Here is a 20525-nt window from a genome sequence, read left to right as displayed (position 1 = left end):
GGAGTTTTGCATTGACTGATGAGGGCCGTCTGCTTGCTGGTCGATACCGCGTCGGGTCGTCGATCGGTCATGGCGGCATGTCCGATGTGCACATCGGTACCGACTCCAGACTCGGCCGCACCGTGGCCATCAAGCTGCTCAAATCGTCTCTCGCCGCCGACCCCGCGTTCCGCACCCGGTTCCGCCAGGAGGCTCAGGCCGCCGCACGGATGGCGCACCCCACCATTGTGCGGGTCTTCGACGCCGGTGAGGAGACCATCACCGAGGACGACGGCTCCGAGTCGCAGATTCCGTTCATCATCATGGAGTTCGTCGACGGCCGCCTGCTCAAGGACATCATCAAGGAGGGCCCGATCGACGCGATCGAGGCCGTCCGCATCATCGACGGCGTCCTGACCGCCCTCGAGTACTCGCACCGCGCCGGTGTGGTGCACCGCGACATCAAGCCGGGCAACATCATGATCACCAAGGCCGGCCAGGTGAAGGTGATGGACTTCGGTATCGCCAGGGCGATCTCCGATTCGGCCACGACGGTCGCCCAGACCACCGCCATCCTCGGCACGGCCTCGTACTTCTCCCCCGAGCAGGCCAAGGGCGAATCCGTGGATGCGCGCACCGACCTGTACTCCAGCGGCGTGGTGCTTTTCGAGATGCTCACCGGGCGCCCGCCGTTCCGGGGCGACACCCCGGTTGCTGTGGCCTATCAGCACGTGAGTGAAGCGCCGGTCAAGCCCAGCTCGATCAACCCCAAGGTCTCGCCGGCTCTCGACGCCGTGGTCGTGCGCGCCCTGGCCAAGGACCGCTTCAGCAGGTACCAGAGCGCCGTGGAATTCCGCAACGACGTCGAGACGGCCGGGGCCGGGCACATCCCGGTGAAACGGCCGGCCGACGACCTGGTCGGCGGTTTGTTCGGTGCGCCGCCGGAAGTGGCATCCACTTCTGAGCTCGCCCTCAAGCAGCTCGCCGAAGACCAAACCATGGACCGTACCCAGCGCCGCCCACCGGTGATCTGGATCTGGGCCGGCATCGTCAGCGTGGTCGTCATCGTGATCGCCGTGATGTTCTGGGCGCTGAGCCTCACGCCCAGCGACAACCTGCCCGATTCGTCACGGCGGGTGCCTGTTCTGGTGGGCTTCAGCTACGACGCCGCCCAGGATGCCCTGCTCGAGCTGGATCTCGCGGCCACCAAGGCCGAAGAGAGCAGCCCCACGGTCGCCAAGGACGAGGTCATCCGCACCGATCCGCCCTCGGGCACCATCGCCCCGCCGGCCACCGTGATCAAGGTGTTCGTCTCGACGGGCGCCGAACTCGTGGCGATGCCCGACGTCGTCGGTCAGCCGTTCGCCGAGGCGGAACCGGCGCTGGTCGAGCAAGGCTTCGTCTCCGGCGCGGTCACCACCGAGAACTCCGCCAGTGCGGCCGAGGGCATCGTGCTGGCCACCACCCCGTTAGGAGGCGACCAGACGCCCGTAGGGTCGATTGTCGACTTCACGGTGTCCAGCGGGCAGGTGAGCATGCCAGACGTCGTGGGGCAGGCGCTGACCGCCGCCAACGCCCTGCTGCAGGCAGACGACCTTCAGCTCGTGCCGAGTCTGGTACCCGACTACACCTGCGAGAGCGAGTCGGGGTCACCCGTGAGCAAACAATCTCTGCCACCCGGTGATGTGCCGCAGAAGTCCGCGGTCGAACTCACCTACTGCGCCGGCTGAGCCGACAGTTCAACCGCTGGTCGAGCTTGTCGAGACCTAGCTGAGCTTGAGCATGGGGGTGAGGTGTTTTGCCCTCTCCCGGGCCTCCGGCAGGCCGGCCAACGCCAGCCAGTTGGCCACCATCAGGTAACCGCCCTCGGTGAGCACAGATTCAGGGTGGAATTGCACGCCGAGGATCGGCGCCGATGCGTGCCGCAGACCCATGATCACGCCGCCCTGGGTGCGTGACGTCACGATCAGGTCGCTGGGCACGGTGCCATTGACCACGGCCAGGGAGTGATAGCGAGTGGCGGTGAAAGGTTGGGGAACCCCGGCGTAGAACTCACTGTCATCGTGGGTGATCTGTGACGTCTTGCCGTGCATGAGCTCTTCGGCGTTGGTCACGGTCGCGCCGAAGGCCTCGGCGATGGCCTGATGCCCCAGGCAGACTCCGAACAGCGGCAGGTTGCTGTCGAGCGCAGCCTCGACGGCCGCGATGGAGACACCGGCGTCCGACGGCTTGCCGGGTCCCGGCGACACGAGCACGCCATCGAACTCGGCTATCCGCGCGGCGACATCCGTCTCGGGGAAGGCGTCGTTGCGCACCACCTCGGTCTCGGCACCCAGCTCACGCAGGTAGCCGTTGAGGGTATAGACAAAGCTGTCGTAGTTGTCGATGACCAGAATGCGCGTCATGGTGCACCCACCGTCACTTCCTGTTGGTTGACCATGGTGTCCACCCAGGGAAACACCCAGGTGGCGAGCGAGTAGAGCACGGCGGCCAACAGCACCAGCACGAGCAGGATGCGCACCCAGACCGGTCCGGGCATCAGTCGCCAGATTGCTGCGTACATGTGGTTGAGCCTCAGTCCTTGTCGTGTCGCTGGTGAATTGATGAGCCGCTACGCGGCAGGGAGCAGGGCGGCCAGCTCGGCCGGAGGACCGGCCGAGGTCGGCTGCCACGACTCGAAGACCCCGTAGGCGATGATCCGTTCCGCTGTGGAGAACAGCGGGTTGCAGGTGGTGAGGGCGATCAGCCGGTCCACGGCTGCGGTATCCGGGGCGTGTGGAACCGGTGCGATGGCTTCGACAGCGGTCGGCGGCACGTATTCGAAGTCCCGGAACCTGTAGGTGTAATAGCCGTCGGCGGTCTGCACGTAGATCGCATCCCCCAGCTGAAGCTCGTTGATGAGGTGCATCCCGCCACCGTTGGCGCTGCGGTGTGACGCGATGGCGAAGTTGCCCACTTCGCCGGGCATCTGCGTGCCCGGGTAGTGTCCGATGCCGAGATCCGGGCTGTTCAGCACGTTGGTGCCGACACCCTCGGCGATGGTGCGCTTGTAGGTGTCTCCGAAACGCGGCACGTACAGCACCGCGAAGGCCGCGGAGTCCCCAGGGGCTGTCGCTACGACGGGATCGCCGTAACCCTCGTCCGCCGCGGGGGCGGGAGCCGGGTCCGGCTTCACCTCGTCGAGCCAGCCCTGACTGATCGACTCTGCGGCGCGAGACTGGGAGGCGGCCATCACGGCGTCGTTCCACCAGAGCTGCCAACCGAGAAACAGGAGCACGAGGACGCCCCCGGTGATCAGCAGTTCGCCGAGCACACCGAACACACTCACCCGGGAGCGCGCCCGCTTCTGCGCCCCCCGCAGGGCTCTCCGCCCGCGCAGGGCCGGAACTTCGGTCTTGGCCGGCTCGGTCATGCAGTCGATTCTAATCGGGCCGACGCTGGTGATCCGCCGACGGTCCCCGGCGGGCCCGCGCAGGCAGTGACGCTAGAATCGCAGGCATGGCACGCACAAATCCCCGAACCAAGCCCGCCCGTCCCGAGGCCCGCGCGGGCGAAGAGGCCCCGAACGCCGTCTGGTTCAAGCCGGTGATGTTCGGCTTCATGCTCATCGGGCTGGCCTGGATCATCGTCTTCTACGTGAGTCAGGGTGCACTGCCGGTGGCGTCCTTCGGGTCATGGAACATCCTGGTCGGGTTCGGAATTGCCTTCATCGGCTTCCTGATGACCACCCGCTGGCGCTGAGACGTCGTTCACCACCTGTTCCTCCCGGTTTAACCACCCGTTCGGGTAGTCAATTACACCCGTGTAATTATCCCCAATGTGGAAACTCCTGTGGATAACTTTCCACCGGCTGTGTACAACCCTGGGGAAACGAGCGATCGGCGCCCGCCGCACCGGCGGGCCCGGCTCAGATGAACAGCTTGCTCAGACTGAGCGCCACGAGCAGGGCGGCGAAGGCGCCGAGCAGAACGAACTGTTGGGTGCGCTTGCTGCGCTCCCTGGTCTGCACGAAAATCAGGCCGATGACCGCTCCCCCGATGAGCCCGCCCACATGCGCCTGCCAGGCGACGTTGAGATTGGGTAAGAACCCGATCACCAGGTTGATACCGACCAGGATCAGCAGCTGGGTGGCGTTGCCGCCGAGCTTTCGCTGGATGACGAGGAACGCGCCCATCAGGCCGAAGATGGCGCCGGAGGCACCGACCACGGCGACACGCGGGTCGGCCAGGAAGAGCACCCCGAGCGAGCCGGCCAGGCCGCTGAGGAGGTAGAGCGAGAGGAACCGGCCGCGTCCGAGCATCCGCTCGAGGATCTGGCCGAAGATCCACAGTGTGTACATGTTCAGCAGCACGTGGAAGATGAACCCCGTGGAGTGCACGAAGACGCTGGTCAGCATGCGCCACGGTTCGAAGGCGATGGGGTAGGAGTAGATGCCGGCGTAGAGCAGCCGGTCGGTCACGCCCAGCCCGGGAACGAGCTGCAGAAGGAAGATGACCACCGTCAGGGCCATGATCGAGTAGGTGACCACCGGCTGGCCGGCCGCGGTCATGCGGCCGAACCCGGTTCGGGCGGCCGACTTGGTGCGGGGCGCGTTCTGGCGCTGCTCACGCATGCACTCGGGGCAGACGACGCCAACGGCGGCCTGGGTCTGGCACTCGGGGCAGATGGTGCGCCCGCAGCGCTGGCAGAGGATGAAGCTCTGCCTGCCCGGATGCCGATAGCAGAAGTTGGCGGCGGTTCCGGGCAGGCTGCTCATGTGCGAGTGGTCCTAGACCTGCTCGACGGTGATGCTCTCGATGACAACGTCGGTCAGCGGACGGTCGCGGCCGTCGGTGGGCACAACGGCGAGCTGGTCGACGATCTTGCGGGAAGCCTCGTCCTCGACGGCGCCGAAGATGCTGTGCTTGCCCTGCAGCCAGGTGGTCGGAACGACGGTGATGAAGAACTGCGAACCGTTGGTGCCGCGGCCGCCCTGGATGCCGGCGTTCGCCATGGCGAGCACGTACGGCTGGGTGAAGTCGAGCTCGGGGCTGATTTCGTCGTCGAACTGGAAGCCGGGTCCGCCGGTGCCCTGGCCCAGCGGGTCGCCGGCCTGGATCATGAAGTCCTTGATGATGCGGTGGAAGACGGTGCCGTTGTACAGGGGATCGGTGGAGGTCTTGCCCGTGGCCGGGTGCTTCCACTCGATTTCGCCGGTCGCGAGACCGACGAAGTTCTTGACGGTCTTCGGCGCGTGGTTGCCGAAGAGGTTGACCTTGATCGGTCCGAGGGTTGTATTGAGCGTTGCGACTGCAGTGTGCTTAGACATACGGATAATTCTTGCACAGCAGGATTCGCCGAATCCGTCTGCTTGTCAGGCATTCAGAGCGCTCACAGGCTATTCAGTGGCAAGATGGGCTGTGTTCACCACAAGAAACGATGGAGGGTCCAGATGAGCCTGTCACGCAAGCGCCGAAAGGAACTCACTCGTCTGCGCAAGAGCGCGGACGAACTGTGGAGTAATCAGCAGGAAGTTCTCGACCGCGCCAACGAGATTGCACGTGAGGCCGGCCGTCAGGCTGGTGTGCTCACTCGTGAAGAAGTAGTACCGCGCGTTCGCCAGGGATACGAGCACTACCTGCTCCCCGGAGTGCACGCCACCCAAGATTTTGCCGGTGGCGTTCGCCACCAGGTCACTGACAAGGTTCTGCCGGGGATCGGAACCGCACTGGGCACCGTTATGTCAGTTGGCGACATCGCCAAGGACGCCCGCATCGCCGCGCTCAACCGCGTTCGGTTCCAGAAGCCGGTCGTCGTTCAGAAGCAGGGTCTCGGCGCCGGAACGTACATTGCCATCGGCGTGGGCATCGCTGCCGCCGCCGGAGTGGCGTACGCCATCTGGCAGACCTTCCGAGCCGATGACGAGCTGTGGGTCTCAGAGGACGAGTCGCTGTTGGACTCGCCGATCGAGAAGTCCACGGACATCTAAGTTCGCAGCACTAACAGCCAAGGCCCTCGTCTCTGACGGGGGCCTTGTTGCGTCCCCCTCCACCCTTGAGCTGCTCCCCCGCCGCCGGTCGACTGTCAAGGCCCGCGCGACGACCTCACGCACGCCACCTGGGTCCGCCGTGGCCTCAGCGGCGCTGTGGGGCGGTGTGGGCGGATGCACCGCTCGTCCGTGCGTCCACGTGCCCAGACCGGCTCCAACGCGGTGACAGCGGCACTGGGGGCCTCTGACCGTTAAACACAAAACCCCCAGCCGGTGAACCGGATGAGGGCGGGTACTGCGGGAATTCTGTGGAGCCACGGGGAATCGAACCCCGGACCTCCTGCTTGCAAAGCAGGCGCTCTACCAATTGAGCTATGGCCCCGAACCGGTTCCTCGCGAGGCGAGGATCTGGCGGAGATGTAAGGCTTTTCAAGTACTACGTGGGGATACCGGGATTTGAACCTGGGACCTCTTCGTTATCAGCGAAGCGCTCTAACCAACTGAGCTATATCCCCCCATTGGGCAGGTTTCAGACTAACGGAAACCGACGGAAAGTCCCAATCGAGGCCGACACTCGGCCCCGATCGGGCATCCGACGGTCAGTTGTTGGTGAAACCGACGAGCAGGCCTCCGGTGACCTTGACGCTCAGGTTGTACAGAACGGCGAAGATCGCGCCCAGGGCGGTGATCACGACGGTGTTGATGACCGCTACGACCACGGCGAAGCCCATCACGTTGCCGATGGACAGAATCGTCGTGAGTTCAGAGGCGCTACCGGCAATATCGGTGTACAGCGCGTCGATCTTGGTGAAGATCCCGGTTCCGTTCAGCACCGTGAAGGTGAGGAACGTGGCGACGATGGTCACCACGGCCATGCACACGGCGATCAGGAAGGACAGCTTGACGCTCGACCAGAAGTCGATGTACACCAGCTTGAGGCGCACCTGTTTCGAGGACGTTGCACCCCGGCTCGACTTCTTGGCCAGTTTCTCGGCGACACTACTCATTTGCTGATTCTACTTTCCCCGGCTCGATCTCGGTTGCAGCCTCAAGTTCGACTACCAGATTGCGCTCGGTGTTTTTCGCGATCGCAATGATCCTGTCTTCGGTCGCGAACTTTGCAAAAACGACGCCCATGGTGTCCCGGCCCTTGGCCGGCACTTCGGCGACGTCAGAGCGTACCACCTTGCCGCTGGCAAGAACCACAAGGACTTCGTCTTCCTCGTCGACGATCAGCGAACCGACCAGGTCGCCGCGGTCGTCGTTCAACTTGGCCACCTTGATGCCCAGGCCGCCGCGGTTCTGCAGGCGGTACTGATCGGCCGAGGTGCGCTTGGCGTAGCCGCCCTCGGTCACCACGAAGACAAAACCGTCGTCGGAAACCACGGAGGCGTCCAGCAGGGTGTCCTCGCCACGGAAGTGCATGCCGATCACGCCGGAGGTGCTGCGGCCCATCGGGCGGAGGGCCTCGTCGGAGGCGGTGAACCGGATCGACATGCCCTTCTTGGACACCAGGAGCAGGTCGGAGTCCTCGTCGACGAGCAGTGCGGAGACGAGTTCGTCACCCTCGCGCAGCTTGATCGCGATGATGCCGCCGGTGCGGTTGGTGTCGTACTCGCTGAGCGCGGTCTTCTTGATCAGGCCCTCACGGGTGGCCAGGGTGAGGTACTGGGCCACGCCGTAGTCACGGATGTCCAGAATCTGGGCGATCTCCTCGCCGGGCTGCAGCGCCAACAGGTTCGCCACGTGCTGGCCCTTGGCGTCGCGGCCGGCTTCGACGGCTTCGTACGCCTTGGCCCGGTAGACCCGGCCGGTGTTGGTGAAGAACAACAGCCAGTGGTGGGTGGTGGTGACGAAGAAGTGCTCGACGACGTCGTCCGCGCGCAGCTGGGCGCCCTTGACGCCCTTGCCGCCGCGGTGCTGGTTGCGGTAGTTGTCGCTGCGGGTGCGCTTGATGTAACCGCCGCGGGTGACGGTGACCACCATCTCCTCTTCGGGGATGAGGTCCTCGACCGACATGTCGCCGTCGAAGCCGAACATGATCTCGGTGCGGCGGTCGTCGCCGAACTTCGCGGTGATCTCCGTGAGCTCTTCACTCACGATGGTGCGCTGGCGCTCCGGGCTGGCCAGGATCGACTTGAACTCGACGATCTGCAGTTCCAGTTCGGCGGCCTGGTCGATGATCTTCTGGCGTTCCAGGGCCGCCAGGCGGCGCAGCTGCATGGTGAGGATGGCGTCGGCCTGCAGCTTGTCGACCGTGAGCAGGTCCATCAGGCCCTCACGGGCATCGTCCACGGTGGGGGAGCGGCGGATCAGGGCGATGACCTCGTCGAGCGCGTCGAGCGCCTTGAGGTAACCGCGCAGGATGTGGGCATCCGCCTCGGCCTTGTTCAACCGGAACTGGGTGCGGCGCACGATGACGTCGATCTGGTGGGCGACCCAGGCGCTGATGAAGCCGTCCAGGGCGAGGGTGCGCGGGATCCCGTCGACGATCGCGAGCATGTTCGCGCCGAAGTTCTCCTGCAACGGAGTGTGCTTGTAGAGGTTGTTCAGCACGACCTTGGCCACGGCGTCGCGCTTGAGCACGATCACCAGGCGCTGGCCGGTGCGGCCGCTGGTCTCGTCGCGGATGTCGGCGATGCCGGTGATCTTGGCGTCCTTGACCAGGTCGGCGATCTTGATCGCCAGGTTGTCGGGGTTCACCTGGTACGGCAGTTCGGTGATCACCAGGCAGGTGCGACCCTGCAGCTCCTCGATGCTCACCACGGCGCGCATCGTGATGGAGCCGCGGCCGGTGCGGTAGGCATCCTGGATGCCCTTGATGCCGAGGATCTGCGCGCCGGTGGGGAAGTCCGGGCCCTTGATGCGCTGAATCAGCGCTTCGAGGAGCTCTTCGCGGTTGGCGTCGGGGTTCTCGAGGTACCAGAGGGCGCCGGCGGCCACCTCGCGCAGGTTGTGCGGCGGGATGTTGGTGGCCATACCCACGGCGATGCCGACGGAACCGTTGACCAGCAGGTTGGGGAACCGGCTGGGCAGCACCGTGGGCTCGAGGGTGCGGCCGTCGTAGTTGTCCTGGAAGTCGACGGTGTCTTCGTCGATGTCGCGCACCATCTCGAGGGCCAACGGGGCCATCTTGGTTTCGGTGTATCGCGGGGCGGCGGCGCCGTCATTGCCGGGGGAGCCGAAGTTGCCCTGGCCGAGGGCCAGCGGGTAGCGGAGGCTCCACGGCTGCACCAGACGCACCAGGGCGTCGTAGATGGAGGAGTCACCGTGCGGGTGGAACTGGCCCATGACGTCGCCGACCACGCGGGCGCACTTGGAGAACGCCTTGTCCGGGCGGTAACCGCCGTCGTACATGGCGTAGATCACGCGGCGGTGCACGGGCTTCATGCCGTCACGCACGTCGGGCAACGCACGGCCCACGATGACGCTCATGGCGTAGTCGAGGTAGGAGCGCTGCATTTCCAGCTGCAGGTCGACCTGGTCGATCCTGCCGTGCTGCGTGAGGTGCGCGGCTGCTGCCGCGATACCGGCAGCGTCCGGAGCGTCCGGCGTGGTGCCGGTGGTGTCGTCAGATGTCAAGGAAACGCACGTCCTTCGCGTTCTTCTGGATGAAGTTGCGTCGGGATTCGACGTCTTCGCCCATCAGGGTGGAGAAAATTTCGTCGGCGGCTGCCGCGTCGTCCAGGGTCACCTGGAGCAGGGTGCGGGACTCGGGGGCCATGGTGGTTTCCCACAGCTCCTTGTAGTCCATCTCGCCCAGGCCCTTGTAGCGCTGGATGCCGTTGTCCTTCGGGATCCGCTTGCCGGCGGCGGCGCCGTCGGCGAGCAGGGCATCCCGCTCGGCGTCGGAGTACACGTATTCGTGCGCCGAGTTGGCCCACTTCAACCTGTACAGCGGCGGCTGGGCGAGGTACACGTAGCCGAGGTCGATCAGCGGCCGCATGTAGCGGAACAGCAGGGTGAGCAGCAGCGTGGTGATGTGCTGGCCGTCCACATCGGCATCGGCCATCAGCACGATCTTGTGGTATCGCACCTTGTCCTGGTTGAAGTCCTCACCGATGCCGGCGCCGAACGCCGTGATCATCGCCTGTACTTCGGCGTTGCCGAGGGCACGGTCCAGACGGGCCTTCTCCACGTTGAGGATCTTGCCGCGCAGCGGCAGGATCGCCTGGGTCTCTGGATTGCGGCCCTGCACGGCGGAACCGCCGGCCGAGTCGCCCTCGACGATGAAGATCTCGGACGCGGCGGGGTCCTTGCTCTGGCAGTCCTTGAGCTTGCCTGGCATGCCGCCGCCCTCGAGCAGGCCCTTGCGGCGGGCGGTCTCGCGCGCCTTGCGAGCGGCCATCCGCGCGGTGGCGGCCTGCAGTGACTTCCGGATGATCTCCCTGGCCTGAACCGGGTTGCGGTTGAACCAGTCGGAAAGCTGGTCTCCGACGACCCGCTGCACGAAGGCCTTGGCCTCGGTGTTGCCCAGCTTGGTCTTGGTCTGGCCCTCGAACTGCGGTTCGGCGAGCTTGATCGAGACGACCGCGGTCAGTCCTTCGCGCACGTCGTCGCCGGAGAGGTTGTCATCCTTGTCCTTGAGGATGCCCTTTTCCCTGGCGTACTTGTTCACCAGGGTGGTCAGCGCCGCTCGGAAGCCCTCTTCGTGGGTGCCACCCTCGTGGGTGTTGATGGTGTTCGCGTAGGTGTGCACGCTCTCGGTGTACGCGGTCGTCCACTGCATGGCCACTTCGAGGGCGATCTTCTTCTCGGTGTCCTCGAACTCGAAGGAGATGATCTCTTCGTTGACCAGCTCGGCCTTCTTGGCCCGGTTGAGGTAGGCCACGTAGTCCATCAGGCCCTGCTCGTACATGAAGCTGTTGCTGAGCGGCTTGTCCTCGGCGTCCAGGCTGTCCGCGCGCTCATCGGTGAGCGTAAGGCGCAGGCCCTTGTTGAGGAAGGCCATCTGCTGGAATCGGGCACGGAGCGTCTCGTAGTCGAACACGACGGTCTCGAAGGTTTCGGCGCTCGGCCAGAAGGTGATGGTGGTTCCGGTCTCGTCGGAAACCTCGTCCTTGTGCAGGGACTCGTTCGGCACGCCGTTGTGGAAACTCTGCCGCCATGCGTTGCCCTGGCGGCGTACCTCGACCTCGAGGCGGCTGGAGAGCGCGTTGACGACGGAGCTGCCGACGCCGTGCAGGCCACCGGAAACCGCGTATCCGCCGCCGCCGAACTTTCCACCGGCGTGCAGCACGGTGAGAACGACCTCGACGGTCGACTTGCCCTCTGCCTTGTGGATGTCCACGGGGATGCCGCGGCCGTTGTCCTGCACGCGCACGGCGCCATCGGGCAGGATGCGGATGTCAATGGTGTCGCAGTAGCCGGCGAGGGCCTCGTCGACGGAGTTGTCGACGATCTCGTAGACCAGGTGGTGCAGACCGCGTGGACCGGTTGAACCGATGTACATTCCGGGTCGTTTGCGAACAGCTTCGAGGCCTTCGAGAACCTGGATGTCTTCTGCGCCGTAAGCGTGCTGCTCCGGCTCAGTTTTCGGTTCAATTGTCATGTGAAATTGGGCTCCTGACCGTCGCACAGGCGACCCCTCAGCCTACCAAACACCCCAAGCCCGAACCGCCAAAACCGCCGTTTGACGCGTTTTATTCGTGGGGTTGACCTGTTTTGGCTACCTAGCCGTAGGTATCGCGTGGACCACGCCCTGGGATTGATCTGGGACCCTTTTTCCAGGAGGGGGCGTTGGGCCCCTGAAAACGAATTGCGGCGATGCCGGCGTCCGGGAACTTTTTCATGATCTGCGTCATGATTTCGACCCGCATCATTCGCAGCTGCGTCGCCCAGGCGGTGGACTCGCAGTGCACGGTCAGGATGCCTTCGTCGATGCCGGCAGGGGTGGAGTGTTTCGCGGTTTCTTCCCCGGCCAGCTCGATCCACGACGCGAGCAGGTCGGACTGGGCCATCGGGGAGTTCCAGCCCAGCTGCGCGGTCAGCGAACTGATCGTCTCACCGAGGCCGCGCGGGTCCCGGCCGGCGCCGAACGGCACGCTCGATCCGATCTGCGGGCTGGCCTTGCGCCTGGCGCGGATCCGCTTCGCGTTCGGGTCGCCGAAGACGTCCTTGAACCGCAGGTACACCTTCGCGGCCTCGCTGTGTTCAGCCATGGTCGGTGCCGCTCTCGGGGCCGGGTGCGTCGACCACGGCGCCGGCGTGGATGTGGATGGCGTGGGCGGCGAGCACCGCGGGAACGTCCTCGAAGACGGCGGCCGTGATGAGCACCTGTTCGTACCCGGTGACGGCTTCGGCCAGGCGCCGGCGACGGGATTGGTCGAGTTCGGCGAACACGTCGTCGAGGATCAAGACCGGGTCGCCGCTGGACGAGTCGCGCCGGAGCAGCTCGGCCGACGCCAGTTTGAGAGCCAGGGCGAACGACCAGGATTCGCCGTGGCTGGCGTAGCCCTTGGCCGGCAGGTTGTTCAGTTCGAAGACGAGGTCGTCGCGGTGCGGCCCGGCCAGGGTCATCCCGCGGTCCAGTTCTTTGCGTCGCAGACCCACGAGTGCGGTGCGGAAGGTGTCGGCGGTTTCCGAGCCGGGGCCTACGGGCTGGGCGGCGGCGGCGGGGGAGGCGGTCTCATCTTCGTCGGCGCCGAGAATGCTCAGCGACGCCACCAGGTTCGGTCCGTGGTCAGCTCCGGCCACCGACCTGTACGCCGCGCTCAGGGGCGGCAAGAGTTGGGCGACCAGGTTGGCGCGCGCGTCGATGATTTCGGAACCGAGGGCCACCAGCCGCTCATCCCAGATATCGAGCGTGCCGAGCTGGGTGGTCTTCAACCCGGATGCCCGGGCCGATTTCAGCAGGGTGTTGCGTTGTTTGAGCACCCGGTCGTAGTCGGTGAGCACGCCGGAGAGGCGGGGGCTCTGCAACACCAGCAGTTGGTCGAGGAACCGGCGCCGGCCGGACGGGTCGCCGCGCACGAGAGCGAGGTCTTCGGGAGCGAAGAGCACGCTGGAGAAGTAGCGGGGGAGTTCGCGGGTTTTGATGACCGACCGGTTGATCTGGGCCCGGTTGAGGCCGGAGCGGTTGATCTGCACCTCGGCGAGGATGTCCCGGCCGTTGTACTCGAGCCGGGCGCGGATGATCGCGGAGTCTTCACCGGATCGCACCATGGCGCCGGTCTGGGACACCCGGTGCGAGCTCAGGGTGCTGAGAAAGCCCAGCGCCTCGACCAGGTTGGTCTTGCCCTGGCCGTTCCGGCCGACGATCAGATTGGGTCCGGCGCCGAACGGGACCTCCGCCTGGGCATAGTTGCGGAAGTCAGTGAGGGAGAGGTGTGTGACCCGCACGCGGGATCAGTCTGCCTTCTTTATGGCATGGCCGCCGAACTGGTTGCGCAGCGCGGCCACGGCCTTCATGGCCGGGGAATCATCTTGCCGGGAGGCGAAGCGCGCGAAGATCGACGCGCTGATCGCGGGTACGGGGACGGCGTTGTTGATGGCCTCTTCAATGGTCCAGCGTCCCTCGCCGGAATCCTCGACGTAGCCTTCGATGTCGGCCAGCTGCGGGTCGTCCTTGAGGGCGCGCACCAGCAATTCGAGAAGCCAGGACCGCACCACGGTGCCGCGCTGCCACGCGGTGAAGACGCCGGGGACGTCGTGGATGAGGTCGTCGCGCTTCTCGAGCAGTTCGTAACCCTCGGCATAGGCCTGCATCAGGGCGTATTCGATGCCGTTGTGCACCATCTTGGCGTAGTGGCCGGCGCCGACCTTGCCCGCGTGCACGAAGCCCTCTTCGCGCGGACCCTCCGGACGCAACGCGTCGAACACGGGCATCGCCCGTTCCACGTCGGCCGCGGAGCCGCCGACCATCAGCCCGAAACCGTTGGTGAGGCCCCAGACTCCGCCCGAAACCCCGGCGTCCACGTAGTGGATGCCCTGTTCGGCGAGCAACGCCTCGTGGGTGAAGTCGTCGGTGAACCTGGAATTTCCACCGTCGATGACCAGGTCGCCGGGGGAGAGCTGGGTGGCCAGGTCGGCGATCACCGAGGTGGTGATGGCACCGGCGGGAACCATGACCCAGACCAGGCGGGGCGCCGGCAGTGCGGCGACGAGCTCTGCGGTTGTCGCGACGTCGGACACCTCGGGGTTGCGGTCATAGCCGGTGACCGTCAGCCCGGCCGCACGAAGACGGTCGCGCATGTTGGCACCCATTTTGCCGAGGCCGACGATTCCGATGTGCATGGCTGTCCTTCGTGGTTCGAGTCGTGCTGGTGGGGCAGGCGCAGTTAGCGCAGCAGCAGGTTCGGCTGCAGCAGGTACCGGTAGCTGTCGGCCCCCGGCTGCTCGCGGGAGGTCTGGCTGGTGATGAGCACAGGTCCCGGCTTGTTGGGGTTCTCGGTCTTGGTGAATGAAATGCGCACGAATTCGGAGTGCACGGCGCCGAGGCCGTCCAGCAGGAACTGCGGCTTCAACGACACGACGGTGTCGCCGCCGGCGAGGATCGCGTCGATGGTCTCCGACGCCTGGGCCTGCTCGGAGCCGATCGCCTCGAGGGTAAGGCCGTCGGCCGTGAAGCTGAACCGCAAGGCCGCTTCGCGCTCGAGAACGAGCTGCACCCGGCGGGTGGCCTCGATGAGCTCCGCCGTGTTCATCACGGCATAGTTGTCGACGTTGTCGGGGAACAGGCGCCGGACCGGCGGGTAGTTGCCCTTGATGAGCAACGACGTCACGGTCTTCTTATCTGCGGTGAACGCGATCAGTTCCCGGTCGTCGGTGTTGGTGATGGCCACGGAGATCGTGCCGCTGTGGCCGAAGGTCTTGCCGACCTCCTGCAGGGTGCGGGCGGGCACCAGGGCGGTGATCGGTTCCTGCGCCTGATTGGTTCCCGGGTCCCAGTCGATCTCGCGAACCGCAACGCGGTACCGGTCGGTGGCGACCAGGCTGATGCTGTTCTCGGTGATCTGCAGCTGCACGCCGGTGATCACCGGGGTGACGTCGTCGCGGGATGCTGCGACGGCGACCTGGGAGACGGCTGCGGCGAATTCCTCGGCGGGGACGAGCCCGGATTGGGCGCTGACCTGGGGAATGCTTGGATATTCCTCTACCGGCATAGACAGCAAGGTGAAGTTTGCGGTGCCGCAGCTCACGGTGATGCGGGAGTCGTTGGTGGAGAACCGTACCGGTGCGTTGGGCATCCGGCTGGCAATCTCGGCCAGGAGCCGCCCGGAGACGAGAACCTTGCCGGTCTCTTCGACGTCGGCCGCGATCTCGGTCTGTGCCGAGACCTCGTAGTCGAACGAGGACAGGATCAGGCCGGTCTCTGTCGCTTCGATCAAGACGCCGCTCAGAATGGGCAGGGTGATGCGTTGCGGAAGGAGCTTGACAGCGAAAGATACGGCTTCGCTGAAGACATCCCGATTGGCCTGAAATCTCACGAAGTCACTCCTGTCGGTGGAGACCTGGATACGGCCTCAATGCTAGTCGGGTTTGTCGCCCGCCCATTTCTTGTGAGCTTCGGCGAGTAAAGGTTGTTGGACCTGGAGCTAATGAAGTTAATCGTTAATCTTCTTAACCGCTGTGGAAACTGTGGATAACTCGGTGGATAGCGCTCGGCGACTGGGAACTACAGACTTGTAACTTGTGGACGGCCTGTGAGCGTTAATGCCAATGAATCACACGAACCGGTCTGGGTAATTCGGAGTTTTCACAAGCGGAGCGTTTGTTTCTACAGGGCGGCCCCGGTTTTCCGTGCAGTTTCCACAGGGTTATCCACAGGTACGAAACACAAAAAAATTTTCTCTTACTTGTAGCGGTGATCCTGTTTGATGCGGTTTGTCAGTTCCGTCACCTGGTTGTAGATGGATCGACGCTCCTTCATGAGTTCGCTGATCTTCTTGTTCGCGTACATCACCGTCGTGTGATCCCGGTTGCCGAACAACTGCCCGATCTTGGGCAGCGACAGATTGGTGAGCTCGCGGCAGAGGTACATGGCGATCTGGCGGGCGGTCGCCACGGCCTGCGACCTGGAGGACCCGTAGAGGTCGTCCACGGTCAGTTTGAAGTAGTCCGCGGTGTTGGTGATGATGTCCACCGGGGCGATGACGTTGTCCTCGTCGAGGGTGATGACGTCTTTGAGTACCGTCTGCACCAGGTTCATGTCCACGGGGGTGCGGTTCAGGCTCGCGAACGCGGTCACCCGGATCAGGGTGCCCTCGAGTTCGCGGATGTTGGAGGACACCTTCGACGCCATGAACTCGAGGATGTCGTGCGGCACCTGCAATTTCTCGCTCTGCGCCTTCTTGCGCAGGATGGCGATCCGGGTTTCAAGGTCGGGCGCCTGCACATCCGTGATCAGGCCCCACTCGAAGCGGGAGCGCATCCGGTCTTCAAAGCCGGTGAGGGCCTTGGGCGGCAGGTCGCTGGTGATCACCACCTGCTTGTTGTGGTCATGCAGGGTGTTGAAGGTGTGGAAGAACGCTTCCTGCGTCTCCGCCTTGCCCTGCAGGAACTGGATGTCGTCGATCATCAGGATGTCGATGTTGCGATACCGGTTCTGGAACGCGGAACCCCGGTTGTTGGCGATCGAGTTGATGAAGTCGTTGGTGAATTCTTCCGAGCTGACATAACGAACCCGGATGCCCGGGTACAGGCTCATCGCGTAGTGGCCGATGGCGTGCAGCAGGTGGGTCTTGCCCAGTCCGGACGAACCGTAGATGAACAGCGGGTTGTAGGCCTTGGCCGGCGCCTCGGCGACGGCGACAGCCGCGGCGTGCGCGAACCGGTTGGACTGGCCGATGACGAAGTTGTCGAAGCTGTACTTGGAATTCAGCCGGGTGTCGTGCGGGCGTTCGGGGGAGGCGCTCTCAAAAACGGACTGCGGGGTGGCCGGCGTTTCGATGTCGGGCTGACGCTCGATGGGTTCCTGCACCGGGCGCAGGGATTCCTGCTCGAGCTCGGGATTGACCACGACGTAGAAGGTGGTGACGGCAGTGGACTCGCTGAGCTGGCCCATCGCGGTGAGCAGCGGGACTCGCATGCGCACGTTGAGCATGCTCGCGGTGAACTCGTTCGGCACCTCGAGGTAGAAGGTGCCGGCGGCGATGCCCTTGGGCTCGACCAGGTTCAGGAAGCCGTACAGCATGGGAGTGACGGTGTCGTCAGACTCCAACAGGGTCAGGACTGACCGCCATGTTTCGCTGATGGGCTGTTCCCCGTCTGCCATGGTTCCCCACATTCTTTTTCTGTCCACCGGTCGACGCGGCGCGATCATCCGTTTTTGTTCACACAGGATGTCCCACCGAGCGATTCATCCACAACGTTATCCACCGCCTGTGGGCAAATAACGACTGGATTCCCAGGGTTTACCCACAACCTGTGGATAACTTGTCCTCACGGTAGTCAATGACCGGCGGTCAGGCCAAATTAGCTTGAAGAATGCCAGCGTGTCTGTGCCGGAAATGGGAATTCAATGGGCAGAATCGTACGTTTGGGCCTCGTCAGTTTGACCGCGGGCGAGCGAAGCCGTAGTTTTAATCAGTTGACCCCAGCCCGTGGGCTACCTCACTCTTTCCCGGCCGCTCGTTTTGGCCTGCGGAGATCCAATACGTGGAGATTGAACAATGAGCAAGAGAACGTTCCAGCCGAACAACCGTCGTCGCGCGAAGGTGCACGGTTTCCGTCTTCGTATGCGCACCCGCGCCGGACGCGCCATCCTCGGTGCTCGTCGTCGCAAGGGTCGCACCGAACTCTCCGCGTAAGCACTCCCGTGCTCGCTCACGCCAATCGCATCACGAGCGGGAGCGACTACAAAGCTGTCGTTCGACGGGGTGTGCGGGTCGTTGGCCCGCACACGGTTGCGTATCTGCGCCAGAACCCTGACCCCACTCCGGTGCGGTTTGGTTTCATCGTCGCCAAGAACGTCGGCGGCGCGGTGGTACGCAACCGCGTGCGACGTCGAATGAAAGCCGCAAGCTTCGATCTCCTTCCTGGCGTTCCCGCCGGGACGGAGATCGTTTTTCGCGCATTGCCCGCCTCGGTGGATGTCAGTTGGCCCGTTCTCGTGGCCGAGCTGTCGAACGCCCTGAACAAAGGGCAGCGCGCACGATGAATTCGGCGATACTCACGCTGTGGTTGCTGCCCCGGAATCTCGGGGTGCTGCTGCTCCGCGTGTATCGCGCAGTAATCTCACCGCTGTACGGCGATGTTTGCCGGTATTACCCGTCTTGCTCGGCGTACGCCCTCGGCGCCGTTCAGGAATATGGCCTGATCGTCGGCTCTTTTTTCGCCGCACGCCGGGTCTTGCGTTGTCATCCTTGGGCTGAGGGCGGAATCGATGATGTTCCCCTGAAACGACACCGTCGCTACACCGTGACGTCGTTTGGATTTGTAGTTCCTTTAGCCACGGAAAGGGCTGACCCGCACGTATGGACCTCTTAGGTACTATCCTCTGGCCACTGAAATGGGCCGTCGAGCTGTTGCTCGTCGCCTTCCACTGGTTGTTCTCCAACATCGGGCTTGACTACAACGACGGCATCACCTGGGTGCTCTCCATCGTCGGCCTCGTGTTGGTGGTGCGTGCAGCGCTGATCCCCATCTTCGTTCGGCAGATCAAGAGCCAGCGCAAGATGCTCGAGGTTGCCCCGCAGCTCAAGAAGATCCAGGACAAGTACAAGGGCAAGAAAGACCAGTTCTCCCGCGAGGCGATGTCCCGCGAGACGATGGAGCTCTACAAGCGCACCGGCACCAACCCGCTCGCGTCGTGTTTGCCCCTGCTGCTGCAGATGCCGATCTTCTTCGCCCTCTTCTCAGTGCTCAACGACGCCCAGCGCTCCAACGCAGGCGTCGGCCCGCTCAACCAGGAACTGGCCACAAGCTTCGGCAACGCCACCCTGTTCGGCGTTGCCCCGCTGCACGACACGTTCGCCCAGCAGTGGACGCTCTGGACCGGCGGGCAGGAATTCAACCTCTCGGTCATGATCATCGCGGCCACCATGGTCATCCTGATGACGGCCTCGCAGTTCATCACCCAGCTGCAGATCGTTTCCAAGAACATGTCGCCGGAGACCAAGGCCAGCCCCATGTTCCGCCAGCAGAAGATCATGCTGTACCTGTTGCCCCTCGTCTTCGCCTTCTCCGGTGTGGCCTTCCCGCTCGGCGTGATGTTTTACTGGCTCACCTCGAACATCTGGACCATGGCCCAGCAGTTCCTGGTCATCCGCAACATGCCCACGCCGGGCAGCGAGGCCGCCAAGGCCCGTGAAGAGCGTCTGGCCCGCAAGGGCAAGCTCATCGCTACCGACGGTGACATCATCGTTGTCGAGGAACCCAAGAAGCCGGCCCAGCGTCAGCAGCCGGTCGGCAAGAACCGCGCCAAGAAGCAGACCGGGCCCAAGAAGTAAGAGGGATGGACAACGTGACTGAGAACACCGACGTGATCAATGCGGATGCCACGTCCGACGAGGCGCCCACCATCGGGCAGCTCGAGCAGGAAGGCGACATCGCCGCGGATTACATCGAGGAATTCCTCGACATCTGCGACCTTGACGGCGACATCGACATCGATGCCCGCAACGGCCGCGCCTACTTGTCGGTGAACTCGGCCGAGGCGAACAACCTGCGGCTGTTGTCTAAGCCCGACACCGTGAACGCGCTGCAGGAGCTCACGCGCCTGGCCGTTCAGAACAAGACCGGGTCATTCTCCAGGCTGATCCTCGACATCGGCGGGTCGCGCGAAGCCCGTCAGGCCGAGCTGACGGACCTTGTCAGCCATGCCATCGAGCGCATCAACGGCGGCGCAACGGAGGCTTCCCTCCCCCCGATGTCCTCCTATGAGCGCAAGCTTGTTCACGACATCGTCTCGGAGCGCGGCTTCGTGTCGGAGTCGCTTGGCGAGGGCCGCGACCGCCACACCGTCATCACCGCAGCGTAATCGCGCCGAGCATGACAGAGACCCTCGAGGCGGAACCCGCCGTCGTCGCCGCGCTGTTCGGTGACCGTATCGAGGTGGCTCGGGAGTTCACCCGGCACCTGGCCGAGCAGGGGGAGGAGCTGGGCCTGATCGGCCCGCTCGAACTCCCGCGGCTCTGGAGCCGACATATCCTCAATTGTGTGGTCGTCGCCCCGCTCCTTCACCCGGGTGTGGTCGGAGACGTCGGATCCGGTGCGGGTCTGCCCGGATTGGTCCTGGCGATCGCGCGGCCGGACGTCTCCTTTGTGCTCATCGAGCCGATGGAACGCCGGGTTGCCTGGCTGACCGGACAGGTCGCCGCCTTGGGATTGACCAACACCCGGGTGCTGCGCGCCCGCGCCGAAGACATCCGTCTCGATGCCCCGCTCGATCAGGTGACCGCTCGCGCGGTGAGTGCGTTCAAGACCCTCATCCCGTTGACGGCACCGCTGCTGCGTCCCGGCGGAGAGCTCGTTCTCATGAAGGGCGCGGGCGCTGCCGGCGAGATCTCTAACGCTGCCAAGGCGATCGCGCGGTTCCACCTGCGAAATGTCGAAGTTCTCACCCTCGGCGAGGGCGTGCTGCAGGACGTTACCCGGGTCATTAAGGCTACAGTGGACTAGTCCCCGGCAACATCCG

At 64.4% G+C, this 20525-nt stretch carries 22 protein-coding genes and 2 tRNA genes; 9 read left to right on the top strand and 15 right to left on the bottom strand.

The window, feature by feature from the left end; all coding sequences use genetic code 11:
* The first annotated feature begins 11 nt into the window (after nt 1–11).
* A complete protein-coding gene (gene pknB, locus ACEN2M_RS07405) occupies nt 12–1709 on the top strand; it encodes a Stk1 family PASTA domain-containing Ser/Thr kinase (protein WP_441647467.1) in 1698 nt (565 codons plus the stop codon).
* A gap of 36 nt (nt 1710–1745) precedes the next feature.
* Here the strand turns inward: pknB and ACEN2M_RS07400 are convergent, their stop codons facing one another.
* Genes ACEN2M_RS07400 through ACEN2M_RS07390 form a run of 3 tightly spaced genes read right to left on the bottom strand, consistent with a single transcriptional unit; the run spans nt 1746 to nt 3391 of the window.
* Nucleotides 1746–2384: an anthranilate synthase component II gene (locus tag ACEN2M_RS07400; protein WP_441647466.1), complete on the bottom strand. Its 639-nt coding sequence runs from the start codon at nt 2382–2384 to the stop codon at nt 1746–1748.
* The gene (locus tag ACEN2M_RS07395; protein ID WP_441647465.1) at nt 2381–2542 is read right to left on the bottom strand and encodes a hypothetical protein; all 162 of its coding nucleotides are present in this window, start codon (nt 2540–2542) and stop codon (nt 2381–2383) included. The genes ACEN2M_RS07400 and ACEN2M_RS07395 overlap by 4 nt, the downstream gene beginning before the upstream one ends.
* 48 nt (nt 2543–2590) lie before the next feature.
* Nucleotides 2591–3391, bottom strand: a complete 801-nt coding sequence (locus ACEN2M_RS07390; RefSeq protein WP_441647464.1) for a class E sortase — start codon at nt 3389–3391, stop codon at nt 2591–2593.
* Between the two features lie 86 nt (nt 3392–3477).
* Here ACEN2M_RS07390 and ACEN2M_RS07385 point away from each other — a divergent pair, with 86 nt between their 5' ends.
* Nucleotides 3478–3720, top strand: a complete 243-nt coding sequence (locus ACEN2M_RS07385; RefSeq protein WP_441647463.1) for a cell division protein CrgA — start codon at nt 3478–3480, stop codon at nt 3718–3720.
* A gap of 166 nt (nt 3721–3886) precedes the next feature.
* Here ACEN2M_RS07385 and ACEN2M_RS07380 read toward each other — a convergent pair whose 3' ends face one another.
* Both ACEN2M_RS07380 and ACEN2M_RS07375 read right to left on the bottom strand, forming a co-directional pair.
* Complete coding sequence (locus tag ACEN2M_RS07380; RefSeq protein ID WP_441647462.1) at nt 3887–4735, bottom strand: rhomboid family intramembrane serine protease; 849 nt, start codon at nt 4733–4735, stop codon at nt 3887–3889.
* Nucleotides 4736–4747: 12 nt separating this feature from the next.
* Nucleotides 4748–5287 carry a peptidylprolyl isomerase gene (locus tag ACEN2M_RS07375; RefSeq protein WP_441647461.1) on the bottom strand — a complete coding sequence of 180 codons (540 nt, stop codon included), beginning with the start codon at nt 5285–5287 and terminating at the stop codon, nt 4748–4750.
* Between the two features lie 123 nt (nt 5288–5410).
* On the opposite strand from ACEN2M_RS07375, the gene ACEN2M_RS07370 reads away from it, so the two are divergent.
* On the top strand, nt 5411–5947 hold the full coding sequence (locus ACEN2M_RS07370; RefSeq protein ID WP_104163727.1) for a hypothetical protein: 537 nt from the start codon (nt 5411–5413) through the stop codon (nt 5945–5947).
* 309 nt (nt 5948–6256) lie between these two features.
* Here the strand turns inward: ACEN2M_RS07370 and ACEN2M_RS07365 are convergent.
* From ACEN2M_RS07365 to dnaA, 10 genes are all read right to left on the bottom strand, one after another.
* A tRNA-Ala gene (locus ACEN2M_RS07365) sits at nt 6257–6329 on the bottom strand.
* Between the two features lie 59 nt (nt 6330–6388).
* Nucleotides 6389–6462 (bottom strand) — tRNA-Ile (locus tag ACEN2M_RS07360).
* A gap of 84 nt (nt 6463–6546) precedes the next feature.
* On the bottom strand, nt 6547–6954 hold the full coding sequence (locus ACEN2M_RS07355; protein ID WP_441647460.1) for a DUF3566 domain-containing protein: 408 nt from the start codon (nt 6952–6954) through the stop codon (nt 6547–6549).
* The gene (gene gyrA, locus ACEN2M_RS07350; RefSeq protein ID WP_441647583.1) at nt 6947–9475 is read right to left on the bottom strand and encodes a DNA gyrase subunit A; all 2529 of its coding nucleotides are present in this window, start codon (nt 9473–9475) and stop codon (nt 6947–6949) included. Before gyrA ends, ACEN2M_RS07355 begins: the two co-directional genes overlap by 8 nt.
* 43 nt (nt 9476–9518) lie before the next feature.
* Entirely contained in the window at nt 9519–11498 is a 1980-nt protein-coding gene (gene gyrB, locus ACEN2M_RS07345; protein ID WP_441647459.1) for a DNA topoisomerase (ATP-hydrolyzing) subunit B, read from the bottom strand.
* A 121-nt stretch (nt 11499–11619) separates the two neighbouring features.
* Nucleotides 11620–12108, bottom strand: a complete 489-nt coding sequence (locus ACEN2M_RS07340; protein WP_441647458.1) for a DUF721 domain-containing protein — start codon at nt 12106–12108, stop codon at nt 11620–11622.
* Nucleotides 12101–13288, bottom strand: a complete 1188-nt coding sequence (gene recF / locus ACEN2M_RS07335) for a DNA replication/repair protein RecF (RefSeq protein ID WP_441647457.1) — start codon at nt 13286–13288, stop codon at nt 12101–12103. The genes ACEN2M_RS07340 and recF overlap by 8 nt, the downstream gene beginning before the upstream one ends.
* Nucleotides 13289–13294: 6 nt before the next feature.
* A complete protein-coding gene (gnd, locus tag ACEN2M_RS07330) occupies nt 13295–14182 on the bottom strand; it encodes a phosphogluconate dehydrogenase (NAD(+)-dependent, decarboxylating) (protein WP_441647456.1) in 888 nt (295 codons plus the stop codon).
* Nucleotides 14183–14226: 44 nt separating this feature from the next.
* On the bottom strand, nt 14227–15375 hold the full coding sequence (dnaN, locus tag ACEN2M_RS07325) for a DNA polymerase III subunit beta (RefSeq protein ID WP_441647455.1): 1149 nt from the start codon (nt 15373–15375) through the stop codon (nt 14227–14229).
* A gap of 365 nt (nt 15376–15740) precedes the next feature.
* Complete coding sequence (dnaA, locus tag ACEN2M_RS07320; RefSeq protein WP_441647454.1) at nt 15741–17162, bottom strand: chromosomal replication initiator protein DnaA; 1422 nt, start codon at nt 17160–17162, stop codon at nt 15741–15743.
* Between the two features lie 397 nt (nt 17163–17559).
* On the opposite strand from dnaA, the gene rpmH reads away from it, so the two are divergent.
* The 6 genes from rpmH to rsmG are packed head-to-tail and all read left to right on the top strand — an operon-like array spanning nt 17560 to nt 20509.
* Nucleotides 17560–17697: a 50S ribosomal protein L34 gene (gene rpmH, locus ACEN2M_RS07315; protein WP_010204566.1), complete on the top strand. Its 138-nt coding sequence runs from the start codon at nt 17560–17562 to the stop codon at nt 17695–17697.
* Nucleotides 17698–17705: 8 nt separating this feature from the next.
* Entirely contained in the window at nt 17706–18047 is a 342-nt protein-coding gene (gene rnpA / locus ACEN2M_RS07310; protein ID WP_441647453.1) for a ribonuclease P protein component, read from the top strand.
* A complete protein-coding gene (yidD, locus tag ACEN2M_RS07305; protein WP_441647452.1) occupies nt 18044–18376 on the top strand; it encodes a membrane protein insertion efficiency factor YidD in 333 nt (110 codons plus the stop codon). The genes rnpA and yidD overlap by 4 nt, the downstream gene beginning before the upstream one ends.
* On the top strand, nt 18364–19338 hold the full coding sequence (gene yidC, locus ACEN2M_RS07300) for a membrane protein insertase YidC (RefSeq protein WP_441647451.1): 975 nt from the start codon (nt 18364–18366) through the stop codon (nt 19336–19338). The genes yidD and yidC overlap by 13 nt, the downstream gene beginning before the upstream one ends.
* 5 nt (nt 19339–19343) lie before the next feature.
* Nucleotides 19344–19868: a Jag family protein gene (locus tag ACEN2M_RS07295; RefSeq protein ID WP_441647450.1), complete on the top strand. Its 525-nt coding sequence runs from the start codon at nt 19344–19346 to the stop codon at nt 19866–19868.
* An 11-nt stretch (nt 19869–19879) separates the two neighbouring features.
* Nucleotides 19880–20509: a 16S rRNA (guanine(527)-N(7))-methyltransferase RsmG gene (gene rsmG, locus ACEN2M_RS07290; RefSeq protein WP_441647449.1), complete on the top strand. Its 630-nt coding sequence runs from the start codon at nt 19880–19882 to the stop codon at nt 20507–20509.
* Nucleotides 20510–20525 lie beyond the last annotated feature (16 nt).

It is taken from the genome of Cryobacterium sp. W22_MBD10_FK3 (assembly GCF_052113745.1).
Taxonomy (GTDB): domain Bacteria; phylum Actinomycetota; class Actinomycetes; order Actinomycetales; family Microbacteriaceae; genus Cryobacterium.
This window is presented reverse-complemented; position numbering and strand designations above follow the sequence as displayed.

Excerpts from the sequence above, each read along its gene's own strand:
- ACEN2M_RS07400 (WP_441647466.1), bottom strand. The coding sequence starts at position 2,384 with ATGACGCGCATTCTGGTCATCGACAACTACGACAGCTTTGTCTATACC.
- ACEN2M_RS07395 (WP_441647465.1), bottom strand. The coding sequence starts at position 2,542 with ATGTACGCAGCAATCTGGCGACTGATGCCCGGACCGGTCTGGGTGCGC.
- ACEN2M_RS07390 (WP_441647464.1), bottom strand. The coding sequence starts at position 3,391 with ATGACCGAGCCGGCCAAGACCGAAGTTCCGGCCCTGCGCGGGCGGAGA.
- ACEN2M_RS07385 (WP_441647463.1), top strand. The coding sequence starts at position 3,478 with ATGGCACGCACAAATCCCCGAACCAAGCCCGCCCGTCCCGAGGCCCGC.
- ACEN2M_RS07380 (WP_441647462.1), bottom strand. The coding sequence starts at position 4,735 with ATGAGCAGCCTGCCCGGAACCGCCGCCAACTTCTGCTATCGGCATCCG.
- ACEN2M_RS07375 (WP_441647461.1), bottom strand. The coding sequence starts at position 5,287 with ATGTCTAAGCACACTGCAGTCGCAACGCTCAATACAACCCTCGGACCG.
- ACEN2M_RS07370 (WP_104163727.1), top strand. The coding sequence starts at position 5,411 with ATGAGCCTGTCACGCAAGCGCCGAAAGGAACTCACTCGTCTGCGCAAG.
- ACEN2M_RS07355 (WP_441647460.1), bottom strand. The coding sequence starts at position 6,954 with ATGAGTAGTGTCGCCGAGAAACTGGCCAAGAAGTCGAGCCGGGGTGCA.
- gyrB (WP_441647459.1), bottom strand. The coding sequence starts at position 11,498 with ATGACAATTGAACCGAAAACTGAGCCGGAGCAGCACGCTTACGGCGCA.
- ACEN2M_RS07340 (WP_441647458.1), bottom strand. The coding sequence starts at position 12,108 with ATGGCTGAACACAGCGAGGCCGCGAAGGTGTACCTGCGGTTCAAGGAC.
- gnd (WP_441647456.1), bottom strand. The coding sequence starts at position 14,182 with ATGCACATCGGAATCGTCGGCCTCGGCAAAATGGGTGCCAACATGCGC.
- dnaA (WP_441647454.1), bottom strand. The coding sequence starts at position 17,162 with ATGGCAGACGGGGAACAGCCCATCAGCGAAACATGGCGGTCAGTCCTG.
- rpmH (WP_010204566.1), top strand. The coding sequence starts at position 17,560 with ATGAGCAAGAGAACGTTCCAGCCGAACAACCGTCGTCGCGCGAAGGTG.
- yidD (WP_441647452.1), top strand. The coding sequence starts at position 18,044 with ATGAATTCGGCGATACTCACGCTGTGGTTGCTGCCCCGGAATCTCGGG.
- yidC (WP_441647451.1), top strand. The coding sequence starts at position 18,364 with ATGGACCTCTTAGGTACTATCCTCTGGCCACTGAAATGGGCCGTCGAG.
- ACEN2M_RS07295 (WP_441647450.1), top strand. The coding sequence starts at position 19,344 with ATGGACAACGTGACTGAGAACACCGACGTGATCAATGCGGATGCCACG.
- rsmG (WP_441647449.1), top strand. The coding sequence starts at position 19,880 with ATGACAGAGACCCTCGAGGCGGAACCCGCCGTCGTCGCCGCGCTGTTC.